21 protein-coding genes and 1 riboswitch are annotated in these 22048 nt (G+C 46.4%); of the genes, 11 read left to right on the top strand and 10 right to left on the bottom strand.

The features are described from left to right. Window positions 1-13: 13 nt before the first annotated feature. From RH46_RS15575 to RH46_RS15550, 7 genes are all read right to left on the bottom strand, one after another. Window positions 14-910 (bottom strand): TIGR03899 family protein, encoded by an 897-nt coding sequence (locus RH46_RS15575; RefSeq protein ID WP_006880467.1) that lies wholly within the window; start codon window positions 908-910, stop codon window positions 14-16. 300 nt (window positions 911-1210) lie between these two features. Next, complete coding sequence (locus RH46_RS15570) at window positions 1211-1708, bottom strand: DUF3299 domain-containing protein (protein WP_006880466.1); 498 nt, start codon at window positions 1706-1708, stop codon at window positions 1211-1213. Window positions 1709-1711: 3 nt separating this feature from the next. Next, entirely contained in the window at window positions 1712-2971 is a 1260-nt protein-coding gene (locus RH46_RS15565; RefSeq protein ID WP_006880465.1) for an ABC transporter permease, read from the bottom strand. Beyond that, complete coding sequence (locus tag RH46_RS15560; RefSeq protein WP_006880464.1) at window positions 2968-3675, bottom strand: ABC transporter ATP-binding protein; 708 nt, start codon at window positions 3673-3675, stop codon at window positions 2968-2970. Before RH46_RS15560 ends, RH46_RS15565 begins: the two co-directional genes overlap by 4 nt. A gap of 53 nt (window positions 3676-3728) precedes the next feature. Further along, window positions 3729-4493, bottom strand: coding sequence for a zinc uptake protein ZrgA (gene zrgA / locus RH46_RS15555; protein ID WP_006880463.1), 765 nt, complete (start codon window positions 4491-4493; stop codon window positions 3729-3731). 78 nt (window positions 4494-4571) lie between these two features. Beyond that, the gene (locus RH46_RS21860; protein ID WP_239945024.1) at window positions 4572-4862 is read right to left on the bottom strand and encodes a DUF2607 family protein; all 291 of its coding nucleotides are present in this window, start codon (window positions 4860-4862) and stop codon (window positions 4572-4574) included. Between the two features lie 76 nt (window positions 4863-4938). Then, window positions 4939-5490, bottom strand: a complete 552-nt coding sequence (locus RH46_RS15550; RefSeq protein WP_006880462.1) for a YtfJ family protein — start codon at window positions 5488-5490, stop codon at window positions 4939-4941. A 196-nt stretch (window positions 5491-5686) separates the two neighbouring features. On the opposite strand from RH46_RS15550, the gene RH46_RS15545 reads away from it, so the two are divergent. Beyond that, on the top strand, window positions 5687-5887 hold the full coding sequence (locus tag RH46_RS15545) for a DUF1107 family protein (RefSeq protein WP_006880461.1): 201 nt from the start codon (window positions 5687-5689) through the stop codon (window positions 5885-5887). A 66-nt stretch (window positions 5888-5953) separates the two neighbouring features. Here RH46_RS15545 and msrA read toward each other — a convergent pair whose 3' ends face one another. After that, the gene (gene msrA, locus RH46_RS15540; RefSeq protein WP_006880460.1) at window positions 5954-6580 is read right to left on the bottom strand and encodes a peptide-methionine (S)-S-oxide reductase MsrA; all 627 of its coding nucleotides are present in this window, start codon (window positions 6578-6580) and stop codon (window positions 5954-5956) included. 116 nt (window positions 6581-6696) lie between these two features. On the opposite strand from msrA, the gene tamA reads away from it, so the two are divergent. Genes tamA through RH46_RS15520 form a run of 4 tightly spaced genes read left to right on the top strand, consistent with a single transcriptional unit; the run spans window position 6697 to window position 12960 of the window. Further along, window positions 6697-8412 carry an autotransporter assembly complex protein TamA gene (gene tamA / locus RH46_RS15535; RefSeq protein WP_006880459.1) on the top strand — a complete coding sequence of 572 codons (1716 nt, stop codon included), beginning with the start codon at window positions 6697-6699 and terminating at the stop codon, window positions 8410-8412. Further along, complete coding sequence (gene tamB / locus RH46_RS15530; RefSeq protein WP_006880458.1) at window positions 8409-12182, top strand: autotransporter assembly complex protein TamB; 3774 nt, start codon at window positions 8409-8411, stop codon at window positions 12180-12182. Before tamA ends, tamB begins: the two co-directional genes overlap by 4 nt. Before the next feature lie 15 nt (window positions 12183-12197). Continuing rightward, window positions 12198-12545 carry a gamma-glutamylcyclotransferase family protein gene (locus RH46_RS15525; RefSeq protein WP_006880457.1) on the top strand — a complete coding sequence of 116 codons (348 nt, stop codon included), beginning with the start codon at window positions 12198-12200 and terminating at the stop codon, window positions 12543-12545. Window positions 12546-12600: 55 nt separating this feature from the next. Further along, window positions 12601-12960, top strand: coding sequence for a DUF2799 domain-containing protein (locus tag RH46_RS15520; RefSeq protein WP_006880456.1), 360 nt, complete (start codon window positions 12601-12603; stop codon window positions 12958-12960). A 57-nt stretch (window positions 12961-13017) separates the two neighbouring features. Here RH46_RS15520 and fbp read toward each other — a convergent pair whose 3' ends face one another. After that, window positions 13018-14034 (bottom strand): class 1 fructose-bisphosphatase, encoded by a 1017-nt coding sequence (fbp, locus tag RH46_RS15515; protein WP_006880455.1) that lies wholly within the window; start codon window positions 14032-14034, stop codon window positions 13018-13020. 307 nt (window positions 14035-14341) lie between these two features. Here fbp and mpl point away from each other — a divergent pair, with 307 nt between their 5' ends. The 5 genes from mpl to thiQ all read left to right on the top strand — a co-directional run bounded on the left by mpl (window position 14342) and on the right by thiQ (window position 19871). Beyond that, window positions 14342-15697, top strand: a complete 1356-nt coding sequence (mpl, locus tag RH46_RS15510; RefSeq protein WP_006880454.1) for a UDP-N-acetylmuramate:L-alanyl-gamma-D-glutamyl-meso-diaminopimelate ligase — start codon at window positions 14342-14344, stop codon at window positions 15695-15697. Window positions 15698-15711: 14 nt separating this feature from the next. Beyond that, window positions 15712-16335, top strand: a complete 624-nt coding sequence (locus RH46_RS15505; protein WP_006880453.1) for a flavin prenyltransferase UbiX — start codon at window positions 15712-15714, stop codon at window positions 16333-16335. 53 nt (window positions 16336-16388) lie between these two features. Next, window positions 16389-16509, top strand: a riboswitch (TPP riboswitch). 52 nt (window positions 16510-16561) lie between these two features. Beyond that, entirely contained in the window at window positions 16562-17569 is a 1008-nt protein-coding gene (gene thiB, locus RH46_RS15500) for a thiamine ABC transporter substrate binding subunit (RefSeq protein ID WP_006880452.1), read from the top strand. A 9-nt stretch (window positions 17570-17578) separates the two neighbouring features. Continuing rightward, window positions 17579-19183: a thiamine/thiamine pyrophosphate ABC transporter permease ThiP gene (thiP, locus tag RH46_RS15495; RefSeq protein ID WP_040895998.1), complete on the top strand. Its 1605-nt coding sequence runs from the start codon at window positions 17579-17581 to the stop codon at window positions 19181-19183. Beyond that, window positions 19167-19871 carry a thiamine ABC transporter ATP-binding protein gene (gene thiQ / locus RH46_RS15490; protein ID WP_006880450.1) on the top strand — a complete coding sequence of 235 codons (705 nt, stop codon included), beginning with the start codon at window positions 19167-19169 and terminating at the stop codon, window positions 19869-19871. Before thiP ends, thiQ begins: the two co-directional genes overlap by 17 nt. A gap of 138 nt (window positions 19872-20009) precedes the next feature. Here thiQ and yjgA read toward each other — a convergent pair whose 3' ends face one another. Next, complete coding sequence (gene yjgA / locus RH46_RS15485) at window positions 20010-20537, bottom strand: ribosome biogenesis factor YjgA (protein WP_006880449.1); 528 nt, start codon at window positions 20535-20537, stop codon at window positions 20010-20012. A 108-nt stretch (window positions 20538-20645) separates the two neighbouring features. On the opposite strand from yjgA, the gene pmbA reads away from it, so the two are divergent. Further along, window positions 20646-21989: a metalloprotease PmbA gene (gene pmbA, locus RH46_RS15480; protein WP_006880448.1), complete on the top strand. Its 1344-nt coding sequence runs from the start codon at window positions 20646-20648 to the stop codon at window positions 21987-21989. Window positions 21990-22048 lie beyond the last annotated feature (59 nt).

The raw sequence follows: 22048 nt of genomic DNA, 5'->3' as shown, positions 1-22048 counted from the left end.
TCGCTTCTCGCTTTTACACCGTCGTATCCACTCTTGACGCAACTTCCGTACTGGCTGTGAATTTCTGGCTCAACAGTGCCACAACCTGATCGTAGTACTGCATGTTTGGCTTATTGCCGAGCAGTTTACATAGCTCATTACCAGTCGGGGTGAAGCGGTAATAGAGTAAGGTTACCCCCTTACTATGAGCCTGAAGTGATAATTGCTTGCCTTGATAAGTCAGAGGCAGTGGTGAGTCGAGCTCGATTTCACCAGATTCTAGTTCGGTGCCGTGCATCAAGCCGAGTTCAAACAACACCAATAGGCTCGAGTAGGGGAGCTGGAAATTACCAACATTGATGTTGCTGGTGGTATTGCGTTTGCCAAAACTAAAGATACCACCCTGAGCTCGATAACCGACTAATAACTTACGGCTGTTGTCACCACCAAAGCTACAAGCCAGAGAGGCAGCGCGTTGGAGGATTTGAGCCTCTTTCGGTGTCATATCTTGCAGCACTTTAAGTGCCTTCATTGATGTGGAACCTGGGTTGGTCACTTCACGCTTGAGTACCTGAGCCCACAAACGTTGCATCGAGTGGTTGTGTACCTCTTGCGCCATATCGAAGAAGCGGTAAAGCCAGTCCTGATCAGGGTCACCTGCGGTTTCGTCTTTACATGAAATATGGGCGAGCTTAAGGATCTGCTCAAGGTTTTTCTGTCTGAGTTCTTTGCGTTTTCTTTCGCGGACTAATGCTCGCTCAAGAGTACTTTTTTCCGGAGTCTCTGTCTGAAGCAACGCATCCAAGCCATACACTTGCGCGATATTGAGGACACGACTAGCGCTGTCTTTGATATAGCTGGTTTTCTTATCTTGGCGTTGAGGTTGCTCAGCTTGATGCTCTATGACAACCGGCTTACTGGTCTCAGACATGCTATTTCCTTAGCCATCATATGCTTAACGTTAAGTATTAAATGTACCTCGGAACGGCTTTGCCCGCCAGAAAAAGACTGTGAGCCACTTTATAAAAATATCGCTACCATAAATGATAACAAGTTGTTAAAATTGTTATCGTTAATTTTGAGGGGCTTATGAAGTATTTCAATGAAGATAAACTGAAAAAGCACCTGTCAATTGCCCTATTGTTACTGGTTTACCTAGCGGTACTAGGTTATCTCTCTAGCTATTTGGCCTAATTAGAGGCAATTAACAGGCTGCGAATTTTTTTAACACTTACATATCATCGTACTCGGCGATCTCTGTGCCCTGTATGACATATCCTGTTTCTGCCAACTCATGGCTAATGGTTTCTGTTTTTAGTGTCCCGATCACGTAGATCACATCCCACAGCTGCTGAACCGGTGCCCCTTTAGGGAATTTCACGTAGATAATTTGGTTCGGTGGCGGTGGTGGTACGTGAATACATGCGCCAAAGTACGGTACTAGTAGAAACTCCGTTACCATGTTCTCATCCCCTTCCAGTGGAATCACAAATCCAGGGATCTTGACCATACTTCCGTTGAGCTCTTGTCGAACACTGCCAATCTTTGACTGTTTCATCACGTCGCCAGAGTGGTCGACTGCAGGCATGCCATAAGCGTCAAACTGGTTTCTTTCACTTTCCGGAATAAGATCAATCCAATCGAGCGTGAGAGTATCTTCCGCATAGGTAGTAAAGCTTGATAACCCAAGAGATATCAGGGTTAGAAATAAAATTGCTATCTTTTTCATTGTTTAAACTCTAATTGTCATTCCGTCGCTAAGTGATTGTTTGTAAGCTCTGAGTGCAGGAATAAATCCGACTAGGGTTCCTGCGATCTGCACGGCACCTAACAGGGTCAGCTCATAGGATGACAGTGCGATGATCTGAAGGTTAATACCGTAATGTTGCTGCACGATAGGCGCAGCGAAGCCAAGCAACACGTATAAGCCTAGAGTACCAACGATTAAGCCGATAAAGGTCAGCACACTGGCCTCCAGTATTAGCAGGCTGAATACATGCCTTGGGCGTGCGCCCATTGCTCTTAATATTGCCATTTCCCTGCGTCGCTCTTGCAAGCTGGTTAATAAGCTAGAAAGCATACCGAGTAATCCGGCAATGACAACAAACACCGAAACCGCCATTAACGCTTGCTCCGCGACAGACATCATGCCCCAAAGTTCATGCAGGGCCACACCAGGTAAGATGGCACTTAGCGGTTCCTTGCTATAGGTATTAATTTGTCGTTGTAGAGCGAAGGTTTGTATTTTTGACTTCAGGCCAACCAGCATTGCAGTGATCTGTTTCGGTTGGAAGTCCATCGAATTAAGCTGTTCTGCTGTCGGGTTATTCCCCAGATTAGCGCCGCTTTCCCAGCCTACATGAATAGCTTCAATCGCTTCTAGAGAAACGTGAACGGTTTTATCTACGGGAGTTCCAGTAGGTTCAAGTATGCCTACGACTTTAAACGGCAGCTTATCGTGGCGGCTGAAACCAACATCGCTGATACCGTGAGCAATAATCATCTCACTACCAATTGTGTAATTGAGTGAGCGCGCTACATCGGAACCAATGACAGCTTCAAACAAGCCATTAAACTCTCTGCCCTGACTAAAAGCCAGATTCTGCTTTTGTCCGTATCGATAGTGAGCAAAGTAGTCATGATTGGTGCCCAGTACTCTGAAGCCTTTATGAGAGTCTCCTAAGGAGATGGGAATTGTCCACTCCACTGAGCGGTGCTGGCTGAATTCCTGATAGCTTTTCCAGTCGATATTATTGGTTGCATTGCCGATGCGAAATACAGAGTAAAGCAACAGGTTTACCTGCCCGGAACGACCTCCAACGATGAGGTCTGTGCCAGAGATGGTATTGGCAAAACTGCTTTTAGCTTCAGTACGAATGCGTTCGACACCTAACAGTAGGATTACTGAAATAGCGACAGTAAGGATAGTGAGAATCGCAGTTACTTTGCGGTTGCGGACACTTTTCCATGCCAGGGTAAGAGTCGGGGTCATAGTCTTACTCCTGCTTGATTAATCTGTTCTAGGTTGATGGTTCGATCGAATAGAGGCTCTAGAGTTGGGTCATGACTGACAAATAGCAAGGTAGATTCTGCCTGATTCACTTGCTCTAACAACAGTTCGATAAAGGCGGTACGGTTGTCGAAATCGAGTGATGAGGTGGGTTCATCGGCAATGATCACTTTAGGTTTTCCGATCAGTGCTCGTGCAGCCGCCACTCGTTGCTGCTGGCCAATACTAAGTTCAACTACTGGCTTATCAAGCAAGGTTTCTGCAAGACGCAGCTTTTTCAGTAACTTTTTAGCCTGCTCTTTAAGGTCGCAGTCTACTTGTTTACGGCGGGCAGCGGAAAACTGACAAGGTAATGTTACGTTCTCAATTACGCTTAAATAGGGCAATAGATTAAATTGCTGAAAAATATAGCCAATGTTATCAGCGCGAAACTTATCGCGGTGACTTCCGGACATTGCAGAGAGATCTTCACCGAGTACCTGAACTTGCCCAGACGTCGCACTATTGATGCCAGTCAAAAGACCTAAAAGGGTCGATTTACCACAACCACTAGGGCCTTTAATAAATAGGTGCTCACCACGCTTAATTGAGAGTGAGGGAATGTTTAATGTCGCGGCTTGGCTACCCGGCCAGGTGAACTGCACCTGTTTGAGCTCAACCACAGGCTGATGACTAAGGTTATCCATTATGGTTTCCAATCAAGAGGTAAGTGGCCTGGCAGAGCCAGGCCACTTTAGCATTAGAATGAAATAGTTTTCTGACCCGGTTTAAGCTCCATTGCAGCTTGTTTGGTGTCAGTTAACAGGTTCACTTTGATTGATTCAGTGCTAGGGAACTGAGAGAACCATGATGTTTCGATGTTGCTGATAGCAGAAACATTGTCACACTCGTAGTGATACTCAACGGTGAACTCACCATGGCCACCTGATTCATGATCGTGCTTGTCGTGGTCATGATGTTCTTCATGATCGTGCTTGTCATGGTCATGATGCTCTTCATGATCGTGCTTGTCATGGTCATGATGCTCTTCATGATCGTGCTTGTCATGGTCATGATGCTTTTCATGATCGTGCTTGTCGTGGTCATGATGTTCTTCATGATCATGCTTGTCATGGTCATGATGCTCTTCATGATCGTGTTTGTCGTGGTCATGGTGCTCATCATGATCATGCTTATCTGCGCCTAAAGTGTGAGTAACAGATTGGTGCTCGACTTTACAACCAGCTGCAGAAGTTAGAGTGAATACATTATCAGCATGGCTCAGTTTGGCTACAGCGTCTTTTAGCTGCTGCTTTTCTGCGTCATTTGTAGGTGCGTGTTCAAAACCAACCACATCTGCACCCGGGGCTGTTATCTCTACAAGTAGCTCATTGCCATCTTGAGCAATGTTAAATTCAATTTGGCCATGGACATGGGCACCGTGCTGGCGGAAACCTTCTTCTGCATATGCCAGAGAGCTAGTAGCCAGGGCAACACCCAACGCAAGAGGAGTAATCTTGTTCATTTTGATTCCTGAAAATATTTAATAAAGTAACTGTGCCCGATAAAGGGAATAATGTTTAAGTAATTGTTTTAAATATAATCAAGAAAGAGGCGGAGAGCGCGGTTGATAGGCATAAAACACCACTTCCTGGACACGAGTCGTTAGGGTAACGTCTGGTCGCAAGTTAAGTGGGGCAGTAAGGAGATTGAGAGGGGCCGGACTCGCTCCATGTAATCCACTGGCAAAAAGTTGGCAGTGATGTTCACTATGGTGAGTTGACGAAAGCTCGTACTGGTGGTCGATATAGGCAAAGTTCAGCCATAGCACTAGTGCGGCTGCAAACAGGGCAACCGTCATAGAACGAATGGAAAACTGGCGAGATATCAACACGGCGAGAACAAACAAAAAGTGGAATTGTTATACTATAACAACTCCACTCGAAAGGTGAAACCTAACTATGAGATTACTAGATGTTTTCTTTGACTAGCTTCAATACTTGCTGGATCTCAGAATCATTCAGAGCACCCTCTTTAACAAACAGCACGCTGCCCCGTTTGTCTTGAACGATGATAGCAGACGACTCTTCAGCTAAATCCCAGTTGCTCGCGACTGTCCCTTCCTCATCTAAAACCATTGATGACCATGGAAACTCTTTCTTGCTGTCTTGCGCAGACGATTTCACAAATGATCCTGTTCCCCAGATGGCGTCATCTTGGTTGATGATAGAGGTTGTCTGATAGCTTTGTTCTGGGAACTTAGCGGCGGTAATAGCTGCCATTAGAGGAGCGTTAAGTTCTTTGGAACTACTGCGTCCAGCGATGGCTTGAATAACGCGCACTTTGCCGATCATGTCTTGGCTAGACCATGTCTGGAAAGTGGTGTCATCCCCTTTGAGAATGATTTCTCCGTGGCTCTCTACCTCTACAGCGGGTACAGCTTGACCTACAGTGATGTTGTGAGCAAAAGCAAGAGTTGGAGAGCATGCGATTGCTAGGGTAAGAAGGGTTTTATTTTTCATTATGTTATTCCTTTTGATAGTGCGAGAAAAAGTATATACCGAATTTTTTTCTTGGGTAGCGAATTGTCCTGAAGTGTGATCAAATTGTTAACAAATGGCTGTTCATGAATTCGATATCAGGTATAATCCACACAAGTTCTAAGGAATGGAACGAAAAGCAAAGCTTATAAGCATTTAACAGGAAGTTGGGGGTGTTATGCTGCGTGAATTTACAACCTATCGTCCACATCAGGTTGCGCGATTTGTTAAAACTTTGTTTAAAGGTCAGTTTGTTATAACTGGAGTTGGAAAGTTTAAATTTGATAACGGGAAAGTACTACTACCGGATGTTAAAGACTCACAGAAGCTGATGACGTATAAAGAGATAAATCAAGCTATCGCTGCTCTGCCAGTGTAACTAAACCGCACAACTATCTGAGATTAAAAAGAAAGTCGCCCTTGAGGCGACTTTTTGCTTTACGTTTTATTGAGGTGGGAAGCAGACTCCCGTACCACCTAAGCCACAATAACCATTGGGATTTTTTGCCAGATATTGCTGATGATAGTTTTCGGCAAAGTAGTATTTACCCGCAGGAAGGATTTCTGTGGTGATTTGATGTTGCTCGCCGCCCAGCAGTTGTTGGTAGGTCTGCTTTGATTCGATTGCAGCCTGATACTGCTCATCACTATATACATAAATGGCTGAGCGGTATTGAGTGCCAAGGTCATTACCCTGACGCATACCTTGAGTAGGGTTATGTTTTTCCCAAAAAGCCTGCAGTAGTTGTTTAGTCGAGATAACTTTAGGATCAAATACTACACGGACAACCTCAGTGTGGCCTGTCTGACCGCTACACACTTCTTCATAGGTTGGGTTAGGAGTGAATCCACCTGAATAGCCGACAGAAGTACTGATCACTCCATCTAACTGCCAAAACAGACGTTCAGCACCCCAGAAGCACCCCATACCAAATAATATCTCTTGGCAACCTTGTGCTGGTTTTGCTGTCAAACTGGACTGATTGACGAAATGGCTATCATCGATAGTTAGCGGAGTATTTCTACCTGGCAGCGCATCTTGCGCATTAATCATGGTTTGTTTGTCGAGCATCGTGATTATCCTTGCTGAGTAATATGAGATAGACCGCCTAGTTGACTGTTTTCATACAGACTTATTTTTTTTCTGGCGTTATTATTGCCTAACATGATGTAAATAGATAATTAAGCATGATCACCAAACCTTTACCAGTCTTAATCGCTCTTGCTTCTCTCACCTCGACAGCGTGGGCTAACGATGTTGATCTTGAGATTAATGGAGTAGATGGCGCACTACTGGATAATGTTGAAGCTTACTTATCTTCCATTCCCGAAGAAGACTACGAAGTTAGCCTGCGCTTCAAGGCTCGTCTGGAGCGAAATTTCACGGAATCTTTGAATGCTTTGGGTTATTACCACCCTAGTTACGATTTTAGTGTCTCTGCCGATCAGACAGTCATTACCGCTAGTATCGACCCAGGTCCTGTTACGCGGATCGAGCAGCTCGATATTCAGATCTCAGGCGAGGCCGGTAAAGACCCAGAGTTCAGCAAGTTGATCGAAAATAGCGGCTTACAGAAGGGCGCACCGCTACAACACAACATTTACGATGCGCTAAAGAGCTCTATTCGAAATCTGGCCCTGCAGCGTGGTTATTTTGAAGGGGAGTTTACTCAGAGTCGTCTTGAAGTTGCCCCAGGCCTCAACCAAGCATTCATTCGCCTTCATTTCGACAGTGGTATTCGTTACCACTTTGGCAAAAACAGCATTACTGGTAGTCAGATAGAAGAAGATCGAGTTGAGTCACTTGCTCCTTATGATTCAGGGGAACCTTACTTAGTGGCTAAAGTCGGTGAGTACAACCAGAATCTGTCTAACACTGACTGGTTCTCGTCGGTATTTGTCGAGCCTGACCTGACCAAACTTGGCGAGGGGCGTGAGCTGCCAATGAAGGTGTCACTGGCTCCTCAGGCGCGAAATCAGCTGGAAACTGGCCTCGGCTACTCGACTGACGTAGGAGTACGTGGCTCGTTGAAATGGAAAAAACCTTGGGTCAATAGTCGGGGACATAGCTTTGATAGTAGTTTCTCGCTGTCCAAACCAGAGCAGACAATTACAGCAGGTTATCGTATTCCGTTAGATGACGTGTTGAATGAATACTACCGTATTCAATATGGTATGAAGAACCTAGATAGTCGAGATACTAAGAGTCTCGAATCTAACCTTGCGTTGGAGCGTCATTGGGTGCTGGATAATGGCTGGCACCGAACCTTGTATGTACGTTATCTACTCGAAAATTACGAACAGGGCCTGCAAGATGACAATGCTCAGTTTCTTTTGCCGGGCATTTCATTCTCTCGCAGTCGTATCCGAGGCGGAGCTATGCCGATGTGGGGTGACCGTCAGAGTTTAACTCTTGAGTATGGCGACCCTAGTATGTTGTCAGAAACGCGTGTCACTCGTTTATTAGGCGCAATGACCTGGATTCGTGGTATTGGCGAAAATCATCGCGGAATATTCAGAATAGATGGCGGCGCTAACTTTGCTGAAGAGTTTGATAAGCTATCTCCTTCGTTACGATTCTTTGCTGGTGGTGACAATAATCTGCGCGGTTATGGTTATGAGAGTATCTCGCCAAAAGATGCCAGCGGTGCTTTAACCGGTGCCAAATACATCGCAACCAGTTCACTTGAGTACCAGTATCGCGTTTATGGCGATTGGTGGGGAGCCGTTTTCTATGATGTCGGTGATGCATTCAATGACACGCCAGATTTTAAACGAGGTACAGGTGTTGGTGTCCGCTGGGCTTCTCCTGTCGGCCCAATCCGACTTGATTTTGCCTGGGGACTGGATGCGGCTAAGGGCGATGAATTTAAGATCCACTTCACTTTAGGACCTGAGCTATGACCCGTGTTGTAATTAAGTGGTCAAAATGGCTATCACTGATTTTGTTATCGCTGCTAATGACGTTATTAGTAGCCTTGGGTGTTCTGTTATTTACTAATACTGGATTGAACTTTGCGCTATGGGGGGCAGAAAAGTTTGTCCCTCAATTAAAAGTGACTTCAACTCAAGGGGCAATCTTTCCTCGTTTTACCCTTAATGGTGTCGAATTTAAAGATGACACCCTTTACGTTGACACTAAGATCAAGTCACTCACTCTGGCGGTCACTCCGACTTGTTTTACTGAACCGAGCGTATGTATTGATGAGCTGGCAATCAATGGACTGGACTTCTCTATGCCTCAGTTGCCAGAGCCGACATCGGAGGCAGAGCCCGCACCAGAAACGACATCAACAAAAATTACCTCGCCAATCCCAGTCAAAGTTAGCTGGCTGGAACTCAATGACATTAACCTTGATGTGTTGGGTAACCAAATCTCATGGCAATCATTTACCTCAAGTGCATCCTTTCAGGGTAACCGCTTACGTATCAACACAACTAAGCTACTGACGCCATTCGTCAAACTAGCGCCGGGTGAAGCAGGCGTAACGGACACCGAACAAGAGCAGAAAGCGGAAAAGGCTCAACAAGAAGCACAGACTATTACTCTGCCGAATGTTGAGTTACCACTGCAGGTTGAGTTAGTCCGCCTTGATGTTGAGGATTTTAAGCTTGAGCAAGAGACACCAATTATTGTTCATCATCTTGGTTTAGCGGCGAGAGCAAAAGGTTCACAGATTGTCGTCGACACTTTAGAACTCGACATGCCACAAGTGGAAGCACAGCTTCAGACAGATGTGACTCTGAGCGGTGACTATCCATTGTCACTGTCGCTGGACGCCACTATCCGAGAGGAAATTGCTGCAGGTCAAAAGCTTAATCTGACGGCTTCAGGCAGCGTCGCTGACCTTGGGCTGAAAGCTAAACTTTCTGGTTTGGCAAAGGCAGAGTTATCAGCCCAACTGGAGCCACTCGACGCAAAAATTCCATTTGATATCTCTGTTGTGCAGGGGGAAGTACAGTGGCCACTTAAGGGTAAAGGTGATTACTTCGTCTCACTTGATTCACTGAAAACCAGTGGCTCATTAGACGGGTATCAACTTTCTCTTGCGACGGATATCAAAGGCAAGGATCTTCCCGACGTCACTTTGTCATTAGAGGGTGATGGTGACTTATCTCATGTCAATTTGAGTAAGGTTGATATAGAGACATTAGGTGGCACAGTCTCTGGCGATGTAATGGCTGATTGGAATGAGCCCATTAACTGGGCTGCTAGTCTCTCGCTTAGTCATATTCAACCGGGACTACAGTGGCCAGAAGCAGAAGGCGATCTTAGCGGGATTATTTCCACCACGGGGAGTCTGACGCAACAGGGCGGTTGGCAGGTTGATGTGCCAAAACTGGATATCGATGGGGTGTTACGTGAATACCCTCTTAATATCGAAGGTGCTCTGAGCGCTAAAGATACTAAGGGTAATAGCGAGTTGAGTTTGCGTACTGATGGACTGGTGATGTCACACGGTCCGAATAGTATTCAGGCGAAAGGTGAGCTGGACAAAGAGTGGCGACTGGATTTAGCGATTAACTTCCCGGACTTGATCAAGACGGTGCCAGATTTACAAGGTAAGGCGGTCGGTAATGTTTCTCTGCGCGGTGCTTTGAAAGAACCACGAGTTGGACTGGCTCTTGAGGTTGAAGCTCTGGACTGGCAGCAACAAGCTCAAATTGAAAAAGTAGCATTAAAGGGTAATGTTGCTCCACTACCTGCACCGGCTGGTCAACTTTCCCTGCAAGTGACTAAGGCTAAATATCAAGATTATCTGGTTGATGATGTTAGCCTCAACTTTTCCGGAAACCAGCAGCAGCATCAGGTGCAGTTGGATGTCACATCAAATATCGCCTCTACCAGCTTAGCTCTTGACGGTGTGCTGGTGGATAAGCCAGATCTCGCGTGGAATGGTACGTTAGAACGCATGACCCTTTCATCACAACAAGGTGAGTGGCGCCTCAATCAAGCGACCAAATTGGGCTTTGAAATGGCAACGCAGCAAGTTGCTGTAGCAGCGCACTGTTGGTTGCAGGCAGATTCTAGTTTATGTCTTGAACAGGATATTAAAGTGGGTCAAAGCGGTGAGGCTGCTGTGAGCCTGACCAATTTCGATTTTGATCAGATTAAGGCCTTTGTGCCGAAAGAGACGCTTATTGAAGGGCAAGCCAACGCTAAGGTGTGGGCTAAGTGGTCACCGGACAGTGCACCACAGTTAAAAGCCGCGGTCGACCTTACTAAAGGTCAGGCGACTCAGCAGTTAGAGCAACCAATTCATATCGGTTGGCAGAGCGTTAATCTGAATGCTGAACTGGCAGAAAACAAGCTACAGGCAGACTGGTTACTGGATGTTACTGACAACGGTGATATCTCTGGCAACATGACCATTCCAGATGTTTTAGATAAAGATAAGCAGTTGGATGGTCGTCTAAAACTGAGCACATTTAACTTAGACTTCTTAGCTCCGGTTATCGGGGAGTACAGTAAGCTAGAGTCAAATATCTCTACCGATCTGCAGATCACTGGTCCGGCGGTACAGCCGAAGGTGAACGGTCAGTTTGTAATAGATAATATATTGCTCAAAGGTGATATATCTCCAGTAGAAGTGGACTCTGGTCGTCTAGCGATTAACTTTGCGGGTTATGAGGCAACACTGGCGGCTAACATTCATACTCCGGATGGCGATCTCGAAGTTGCAGGTGATGCTGACTGGCACGATCTCAAGGATTGGAGCACGAATGTTCGGGTCTTTGCTGAAGAGCTAATGGTCAACGTGCCACCTATGGTTAAGATTAAAGTCCAACCGGATATGACGATTTCCGCCTCGCCGAAGTTTGCGCGGGTTGATGGCGATATCTCCCTGCCGTGGGGACGAATAGTCGTAGAGGAGCTACCACCGAGTGCGGTTGGGGTTTCTAAAGACCAGGTACTGTTGAATGATCAACTGCAACCTGTCGAGAATGAAAGTTCAGTCCCATTTGCTGTTGAAACCAATATCAATATTAAGATTGGCGACGACTTTAAGCTCTCAGCATTTGGTCTGGAAGGCGGTTTGGTTGGTAATCTTAATGTGGCGCAGAAAGACAAAGGCCCATTTGTGACTGGTGAAGTGAATATCACTGATGGTTCGTACCGTTCATTTGGTCAGGACTTGATCATCAAGGAAGGGAAGATTCTGATGAATGGTCCGGTCGACCAACCTTATGTGCAGATTTCAGCGATTCGAAATCCGGATAATACTCGGGATGATGTTACCGCTGGTGTCAAAGTGACCGGGCCTGCTAGCGAGCCTACTGTGACTATTTTCTCCGACCCCGCCATGCCACAGGCAAACGCGCTATCTTATCTATTGCGTGGTCAGGATATTGATGGCGAAGCTGGTGGTAATGCGATGACAACCACTTTGATTGGTTTAAGTTTGGCGAAGAGTGGTCGTGTTGTTGGTGAGATTGGTCAGGCATTTGGTGTACAAGATCTTCAACTTGATACTGCTGGCACAGGTGACGACTCGCAGGTGACGGTAAGTGGCTATATTTTACCGGGACTACAAGTGAAATATGGGGTTGGTATCTTCGACTCAGTGGGTGAATTTACCGTGCGATATCGTTTGATGCAGGATCTCTATCTTGAGGCTATTTCAGGTGTTGATAGTGCGGTAGATGTACTGTACCAGTTTGAATTTAACTAGCAGCCAGGGAAAGCGATGCAACATTTAGTTTTTGTTTATGGAACCTTACGCCACGGAGAGCGTAATCACCATTTATTAGCCAACTCTCAGTGTCTGGGTAACTTCACGACGCCTCCGGTTTATAGCCTATATGATCTTGGCGCTTATCCAGCCGTAACAGAAGGGCATAGTGCGATTTTCGGCGAGGTCTATCTTATCGATGATCAGACCTTGAAGCAGCTGGATATCATTGAAGATGTACCGGTTACCTATCGCCGCGAGCAGATTGAGACCACATTTGGTCTCGCTTGGGTGTATATCTATCAGGACATTAGCCAGCTGGATGTGTTAATCGCCTCGGGAGACTGGTCTCAAAAGGTATAGAATCCGGGACTGTCTGTGTAAAGTCTGAGGAAACTGCCCACGAAAGGAGGGGAGAATGAGATACATACTGACACTCGGATTACTGCTGTTAGTTGGTTGTGCCTCGCAACCAACGCCGCTGAGCAGTGTGCAGGGCGACTGGTTTGACTATGGACAAGCAAGAGCTGAGAAGGGCTATTTACAGCAGTCGGAGAAGCAGCTTGCTAAACTGGATCAAGGTAACTACCTCAATCAGGAGCTCTATACTGCGTACATTATGGGCTATGAAAAGGGACGTGAAAGTTACTGCGGGCAAAATGCTTATATGCTGGGAGTAACAGGCAAACCGTATCTTGGAATATGCGACCAGCTTGACCCGTTTTTTAATCAGGATTATATCTCTGGGAGAAACTCGACCGCTGGCTCGATGTTCTGATCATCAGAGAAAAAAAGAGCCGACAGTTGTCGGCTCTTTTTATCGGCAGTGTATTGATTAGCTCTCTTCGCGATTAAGCTCTAAGAACTCTTCAACTTTCTTAACCATGTTTTTAGAACCAACGAAGAAAGGCACACGTTGGTGTAGCTCAGTTGGTTTGATATCCATAATACGGTTAACGCCGTCAGATGCGACACCACCAGCTTGCTCAATGATGTAAGCCATTGGATTACATTCGTACAGCAGACGCAGTTTGCCGCTTGGGTGACTTTGGGTACTTGGGTAAAGGTAGATACCACCTTTCAGCAGGTTGCGGTGGAAGTCAGCAACCAAAGAGCCAATGTAGCGTGAAGTGTATGGACGGTTCTCACTTGGATCATTTTCCTGACAGTACTTAATGTACTTCTTCACACCTAGTGGGAAGCGAATGTAGTTACCTTCGTTGATCGAGTAGATGCTGCCATCTTGAGGGATCATCATGTTCTCGTGAGAAAGACAGAAAGTACCTAGCGATGGATCGTAGGTGAAGCCGTTAACGCCGTTACCTGTTGTGTATACCAGCATGGTTGAAGAACCATAGATAACATAACCAGCAGCAACTTGTTTGTGGCCAGGTTGAAGGAAGTCTTCTTCTGTAGGTGGTGTGCCGATAGGGGACACACGACGATAAATTGAGAAGATAGTGCCAACAGAAACGTTAACGTCGATGTTAGAAGAACCGTCTAGCGGGTCCATTAAAACAACATACTTAGCATTTTTGTTGAGCTCTTTATTAAACGCTACTGCTTCATCTTCTTCTTCACTAGCGACGCCACACACTTGATCTCGAGCTTCAAGAGCGGCTTTAAATTTGTCGTTAGCATAGACATCTAGTTTTTGCTGATCTTCGCCTTGAACATTCTCAGTACCAACAGCACCAGTAATATCTCCAAGACCAGCAGCATTAATTTCGCGGTTAACGATTTTTGCTGCAAGACGAATAGAAGAGAGTAGGGATGATAGATCACCGCTAGCGTGGGGGAAGTCCGCTTGCTTTTCAACAATGAACTCGCCAAGGGTGCGCATTCCAGACATGGTTTTTCCTTTAAAAGTCGCTCAAAAATAAGGGGAGTGGACAGTGTCGATCTCTTACGGATCTTTAATCAGCGCCCGTATTAATTTTAAAAGTAAGATCTTTTTATTGGTAATGAACTAACTGTTTGAGATCTCAATTTATTTGTCGACTCTCTGGCGACTTACATTGGTATTTCAAGCAGAGTGGGTGGATGAAGAGTAATCAACTGAATGGGTTAACATCCGATAGAGTGATCAAAGTGGTTCGCTTTTCAGTGCTTTGTCGCCATAATGAGCAGAATATTTTTTGCCTAGGACAAAGTCAGTTATGCACATTCATATCTTGGGAATATGCGGCACCTTCATGGGTGGCGCAGCGATATTAGCTCGCCAACTTGGACACAAAGTGACGGGGAGTGATGCCAACGTGTATCCGCCAATGAGCACCTTGTTGGAATCGCAAGGTATTGAAATTATAGAAGGCTTTGACCCGTCTCAGCTTGATCCTGCACCTGACCTTGTCGTTATCGGCAACGCCATGAGTCGTGGTAACCCATGTGTGGAATATGTGCTAAATAGTCAGATTCGTTACACCTCAGGCCCACAATGGCTGCAAGAGTTCCTGCTCCATGACCGCTGGGTACTGGCGGTGTCGGGGACTCACGGTAAAACCACCACTTCAAGTATGCTGGCCTGGATTCTTGAAGATTGTGGTTACCAGCCAGGCTTCCTTGTTGGTGGCGTGTTGGGTAATTTCGGTGTTTCAGCTCGACTAGGCGAAAGTGTCTTCTTTGTTGTCGAAGCGGACGAATACGACAGTGCTTTTTTTGATAAGCGTTCTAAGTTCGTCCATTACCATCCACGCACGCTGGTGATGAACAATCTTGAGTTCGATCATGCGGATATTTTTGATGATCTCGAAGCGATCAAGCGCCAATTCCATCATTTGGTTCGCACTGTTCCTGGCAATGGACGAATTCTGGCTCCAAAGCAGGATATGGATCTTGAAGATGTATTGAGCCGTGGCTGTTGGAGCGAAACCGAATTCAGTGGAAAACAGGGTGACTGGCAGGCTGAAAAGCTGATTGCAGATGGCTCTCAGTTCAAAGTGTTCTTCCAGGGAGAAGAAGTTGGCATTGTTAACTGGGATTTAGTCGGTGACCACAATGTTGATAATGCCTTAATGGCTATTGCAGCTGCTCGTCACGTTGGCGTGACACCAGATTTAGCGTGTGAATCACTGGCTAAATTTATCAATACTAAACGTCGTCTTGAACTTAAAGGTGAGGTGAATGGCGTCACTGTCTATGACGATTTTGCCCATCATCCAACCGCCATTGAACTTACTTTAGGTGGATTACGTAACAAGGTCGGTGACGATAATAAGATTATCGCCGTGCTTGAACCCCGCAGCGCAACGATGAAGCGTGGTGTTCACAAAGATACCTTAGCGGCGTCCCTGGCCAAGGCAGATGAAGTTTTCCTTTATCAGCCTGAAAGTATCGAATGGTCTGTCGAAGATATTGCCCGCCAATGTCAGCAACCCGCTCAGGTAAGTGATTCGGTGGATCAACTGGTCGATAAGATCGTCAGCAGCGCAAAATCAGGTGACCATATTCTGGTGATGAGTAATGGTGGCTTTGAAGGTATTCACGGCAAGCTTTTGGCAAAACTCGCCGAATAACGTAGTTTTAAAATATGAACAAACAACAAAAAGCGATTACTTTAGCTTTTACTGGTGCATCTGGCGCGCCATACGGACTGCGCTTGTTAGAGTGCCTATTAGCAGCGGATTATCAAGTGTATCTGTTGATCTCGTCTGCTGCCCGAGTGGTTCTGGCGACCGAGCATGATCTTAAATTGCCCGCCCATCCAGAAGCGGCTCAGCAAGCTTTGGTCGACCATTTGAAATGCGACGTAGATAAATTGGTTGTATGCGGCAAAGATGACTGGTTCTCACCTGTCGCATCTGGCTCAGCTGCACCAAAGCAGATGGTGGTATGTCCGTGCTCTGCTGGTAGTGTTGCCGCGATTGCGCACGGTATGTCAGATAACCTTATCGAGCGTGCTGCGGATGTGGTAATGAAAGAACGCGGGCAACTATTATTGGTAGTTCGAGAGACACCGTTCTCGACGCTTCATCTGGAGAACATGCACAAACTCTCCACGATGGGCGTCACAATTATGCCTGCTGCTCCGGGCTTTTATCACCAGCCAAAATCAATCGAAGATCTGGTCGATTTTATGGTGGCGCGAATTCTGGATCACCTTGGGGTCGACCAGGGTCTGGTGCCTCGTTGGGGCTATGATCAGCGCAGCTAATACTTGTTCTCATCAGCGCTAGCTATTGAGTCTCATAACTATTACAATTTGTTCGTTACTCATCGGGGAGCTATTGAGCCAAGCTATATTGGACTCAGCTGAGATCGAGCCTTGCTCGGGACCCGTGTACCTGAACCAGATAATGCTGGCGTAGGAATTGAGTCTGGACATTTCTATCTATACCGTCCCTCAAGCCTGTGCCGCTCATACAAGGAGAGAGCGAGCAGTGAAAACCACTCTAAACACCATTTCAATCAGTACCTTAGCCATCGCCGGTTTGGCTTCATTTTCTGCACTGGCTGCAGATAACACTTTGACAGTTTATACCTACGACTCTTTTGCCGCAGACTGGGGCCCAGGCCCAACGGTTGAAAAGGCATTTGAAGCACAGTGTGGCTGTGATGTAAATTTTGTGGCTCTGGATGATGGTGTCTCGATTCTGAACCGTTTACGTTTAGAAGGCGGCAACAGCAAAGCAGATATCGTGCTTGGTCTGGATAACAACTTGATGGCAGAGGCGAAAAAAACCGGTCTGCTGAGTCAGCATAATGTTGATACCAGCGCCGTGACGCTGCCAAATGGTTGGAATGACGCTACCTTTGTCCCTTATGACTTTGGTTACTTTGCGTTTGTCTACAACAAGGAAAAGCTGGCTAACCCACCGAAGAGCTTAAAAGAGCTGGTTGAGTCTCGTGATGATCTGAAAGTGATTTATCAGGATCCACGTACTTCAACACCGGGTCAGGGATTAATGCTGTGGATGAAGTCTGTCTATGGCGATGAGACGACTCAGGCGTGGCAAAATCTGGCGAAGAAAACCGTTACCGTAACTAAAGGTTGGTCAGAAGCTTATTCGATGTTCCTTGAAGGTGAATCTGACTTAGTTCTTTCTTACACCACGTCACCTGCCTACCACCTAATCGCAGAAAACGATGCTAAATACGCTGCTGCTGACTTTGCCGAAGGCCATTACACTCAAGTGGAAGTCGCGGCAAAAGTGAAGGGCTCAAAAAACGAAAAGTTGGCGGATGAGTTTATGAACTTTATTCTCAGCGAAGGCTTTCAATCAGCGATGCCAACGGGTAACTGGATGTATCCAGTGACTAACGTCGAGCTGCCAAAAGGTTTTGATACTCTGACTGTTCCAAGTAAAGCACTAGGCTTCAGCGCAGACGAAGTGGCAGAAAATCGTAAGTCATGGATTCGTGAGTGGCAGAGCGCATTAACTTTCTAAGGCTGTCTTTTGCGTAACATTCCAAAAATAGGCATTTGGGTCGCGATGTTTATCGCGACCTTTGTTGTATCTGCCTTAGGTGCATTGCTGGTTAATGCACCAACCCTGGACGTTAGCCATGTGTGGAGCGATCCTTACTATCGTCACGTAACAAAGTTCAGTTTCTACCAGTCATTCCTCTCTACTTTGCTCAGTGTCGGCTTAGCAATCCCTGTTGCTCACGCGTTATCTCGTCGCCAGTTCCCGGGTAAATCTCTGTTGTTGAAACTTTTTGCCACCACCTTAGTTCTGCCAGTCTTGGTTGGAGTGTTTGGGTTACTGGCTATCTACGGCAACAGTGGGTTAGTGGCTCAATTGCTTGAGAGTTTTGACAACAAGCTACCTTTCTCCATCTATGGTCTGAACGGAATCTTGCTCGCACATGTGTTCTTCAACCTTCCATACGCGACACGACTCTTGCTACAGGCTTTGGACTCTATTCCTCAGCAGCAACATAAGCTCTGTGTTCACTTAGGTATGGGGCATTGGGATAAGTTTCGTTGGATAGAGTGGCCTCGAATCAAGCAACAGCTTCCACATGTTTGTGGGCTGGTTTTTATGCTCTGTTTTACCAGTTTTGCCACCGTCATGGCTCTTGGCGGAGGGCCTAAATCAACAACAATTGAGTTGGCAATTTACCAGGCGATCAAGTTTGATTTTGACCTTCAGGCCGGGGCACTTCTTGCGATTTGGCAGATGATGTTGTGTGGCATGATGGCGTTAACGATCCAGCGACTGGCTAAACCGATTTCTGTCACACCGGGGTCTCACTCAAACTATATTTATCTGTGTAAAGACACGCTTGCTTCAAAGTGTTGGGACTGGGGCTGGATAGTCGCTGCTATGTTGCTGGTTCTTCCTCCCTTACTGATGGTCGTGTTGAGTGGTGTAAACAGTCAGGCGATTGAAGTGTTTAGTGATAGCCGTTTTTGGCTTGCACTGTGGGCTTCAATCAAGGTTGCAACCATTGCGAGCTTTATTGCCGTGCTGGCTGGTATCGCTATTCTGATTACCAGCCGAAGGTTAAGACTGAACACGCGGGAAAAGAGTGCCGACCATATTGAGTTGATCGGCACGATTATTCTTGTCACACCGGGTCTGGTTATCTCTACGGGTATTTTCTTATTGCTGCGAAGCTTTACTGACGTATTTAGTCTGGCCTTTTTTGTCGTTGTGGCAGTTAATGCCTTGATGGGGCTTCCTTACGTAATCAAGACATTAGCCCAGCCAATGCTGCATGTAGAGCAGCAATATCAATATCTTTGTGCCAGTCTGGGAATGAAAGGCTGGCAACGTTTCCGAGTGGTAGAGTGGAAAGCGCTCAAAAAACCTTTGGCACATGCGTTTGCCATCAGCTTTATGTTTGCCATCGGTGATTTAAGTGCCATCGCCCTGTTTGGTAGCCAAGAGTTCCGCACCTTACCACTCTATCTGTTCCAACTGCTTGGTAGCTATCAAATGGACGCCGCCGCTGTCGTTTCATTAACCCTGTTGCTACTCAGTGTTGGTTGCTTCACTATTATTGAAACCTTGTTAAAAGCCAATTCAAAGGTAAATTATGCTAACCCTGACTAAGGTTGATTATTACTATCACAATGAGTTGTTTCATTTTGATGTGAGTATTGAACAAGGCTCCATTGTTGCTTTGATGGGACCAAGTGGTGCAGGGAAGTCGACACTGCTGGCATTAGTGGCTGGCTTTATTGAGCCGAGTAAAGGGCGAATTGAAGTCAACGGCGTTAATCTAGTGGGCAAAGAGCCACATCAGCGCCCATTTGCGATGTTATTTCAGGAGCACAATTTATTTGCCCATTTAACGGTGCGACAAAATATTGGGTTGGGATTGCACCCCGGCTTGAAGCTGACTGCTGAACAGCATAAGCAGGTCGAACTGGCGGCTAAGCAGGTTGGCGTAGATAGCTATCTTGAACGCTTACCTGAACAGCTTTCTGGTGGTCAGCGCCAGCGTGTCGCCTTAGCCAGAAACTTCGTGCAGCCCCACTCAATCTGGCTACTGGATGAGCCTTTTTCTGCTCTGGACCCTATCTTGCGAGAAGAGATGTTAGCACTGGTAAATAAACTGGCAAAAGAGAGGCAGATAACCGTGCTAATGGTGACGCATCACATTAGCGATGCTAAAGCGATAGCGAGTGATTTTATCTTTGTTGCTGGTGGAAAGGTTGAAGTCGCAGGAAGTATTGAACAGCTCTCAACGAAGAACCCTAATCAGACACTGAGTGAATTTGTCCGAGCCGGAGAGTGAAACAGGGAAAGGCTTTCGTCCTGATAGAATTCAGAATCGGCTGCGCCCTTGGATAGGTACCTGCGGTCAATGAGTTAATTGTCTGAATTAAAGAGAAAGGGTTGGCACTGTGTGCCAACCCTTTGTAAGTTTTCGCGCTTAAATCTCTTCTTCGTTTAGCGCTTTCAGCATTTGGAAAATCTCGCGCGAAGCTTTAGCTGGCTTATTGGCGGATTTTTCTTTAGCTGCCTGACGAGCAAGCTGGCGAAGACGTTGACGGTCTGCTGTTGGGTAAAGCTCTACAGCATCATTGATAGCAGCATCGCCTTGCTCAATGATACGGTCACGTAGTTGCTCAAGTTTGTGCAGTTCAGCAGTCGCTTGAGAGTGTTTGTTGCGCACCTTGTCCAGAGCGGCTTGTAGTGGCTCTGGATCTTCGAAGCGCATCAGCTTACCGATATATTGCAGTTGGCGACGACGAGCTTCGTTTTTGAAACGTTGCGCGTCTTTGATTGCTTCTGCAAGGTCTTCACTTAGTGGAAATTTTTCTAGCACCGAAGGTTTAAGGCTAGCGAGTTCTTCGCCGAGCTTTTGTAACTCTTCCATGTCACGTTTCATTTCGGTTTTACTAACCCAAATGATCTCTTCCTCTTCTTCCCATGGCGCTTTTTGATTCTTACGTGCCATCTTTCTGCCTTATTTGAACATCTATTTCTCTATTTTAACAAGAATCGTGGGGAGAAAGCGAAATTCTTGTTATTCTAATGGCAATTGATCTTGAGAATTGAACTAAATATGGACGTAAGACAGCAAGTTGCTCAACAGCGCGTTGAGTTAGAAGCGGCAGTGGCAAAAGCTTTAGATATGGCTGCAGAGAAATCTGATGCGGCTGAAGTTGCTATTAGCAAGACCACGGGGTTAAGTGTTTCTACTCGCATGTGTGAAGTGGAAAATGTCGAGTTTAATAGCGATGGTGCTCTGGGTATTACGGTTTACCGTAACCAGCGTAAAGGCAGCGCTTCAACTTCTGACTTAAGTGAGAAGGCAATTCAGCAAACGGTACTCGCTGCGCTGGATATCGCTCAATACACTTCAGAAGACCCATTTGCAGGTCCCGCGCCAAAGGAACTGATGGTTAAGGAAATTCCTGACTTGGATCTTTTCCATCCTGATACTCCTGATCCAGATATGGCTGCACAGATTGCAATCGCCGCTGAACAACAGGCGCTTTCTTACAGCGATAAAATCAAACAGAGTGATGGCGCAAGCTACGACAGTCACTATGGTCTGAAAGTTTACGGTAACAGCCATGGTCTATTGGCTAGCTACGCATCAAGCCGTCATAGCACTAGCTGCTGTGTGATTGGTCAGGGTAGCAATGGCGAGATGGAGCGTGACTATAGCTACACTGTCGCTCGCCATAAAGATGACTTGTGGACACCTGAAATCGTAGGTCAGAAAGCAGCCGAGAAGACAGTGAGTCGTCTCGATGCGCAAAAGTTGAAAACGGGTCAATACCCAGTGATGTTTGCTGCGGACGTCGCTACAGGTTTACTTGGCCACTTAGTGATGGCAATTAGTGGTGGCAACCTTTACCGCAAATCGTCGTTCTTACTTGATCATTTAGGCAAGCAGATCTTACCTGAGTGGTTCAGTGTATCTGAACGCCCTCATGTTTTGCGTGGCTTGGCCTCAACACCATTCGATAGCGAAGGTGTTTTCACTCAAGATCGTGAAATTATCACTGATGGCACATTGGCAACTTATCTTTTGACTAGTTACGCTGCTCGTAAGATGAATATGACGCCAACTGGTCACGCTGGTGGCATTCACAACTGGTTTGTTAAATCGACAGGTCAGAACTTTGAACAGATGCTTAAAGATCTGGGTACTGGTCTATTAGTGACAGAAGTGATGGGCCAAGGGGTTAATGTCGTAACTGGTGATTACTCGCGCGGCGCGGCAGGCTTCTGGGTTGAAAACGGTGAAATCCAATACCCGGTCTCTGAAATCACGATAGCTAGCAACCTCAAAGATATGTACAACCAAATCGTTGCCGTGGGCAATGACGTTGAAACACGTTCACAGATTCAGACTGGGTCTATCCTGCTTGAGTCGATGAAGGTCGCGGGCGAGTAGGGAATTTAGAACGCTTCGCTCTGAGAGTCGAGATCGGGCTTCGCCCTTCGAGAGGTGCT

The organism is Vibrio brasiliensis LMG 20546, from assembly GCF_000189255.1.
In the GTDB taxonomy this organism is placed as follows: Bacteria; Pseudomonadota; Gammaproteobacteria; order Enterobacterales; family Vibrionaceae; genus Vibrio; species Vibrio brasiliensis.
This window is presented reverse-complemented; position numbering and strand designations above follow the sequence as displayed.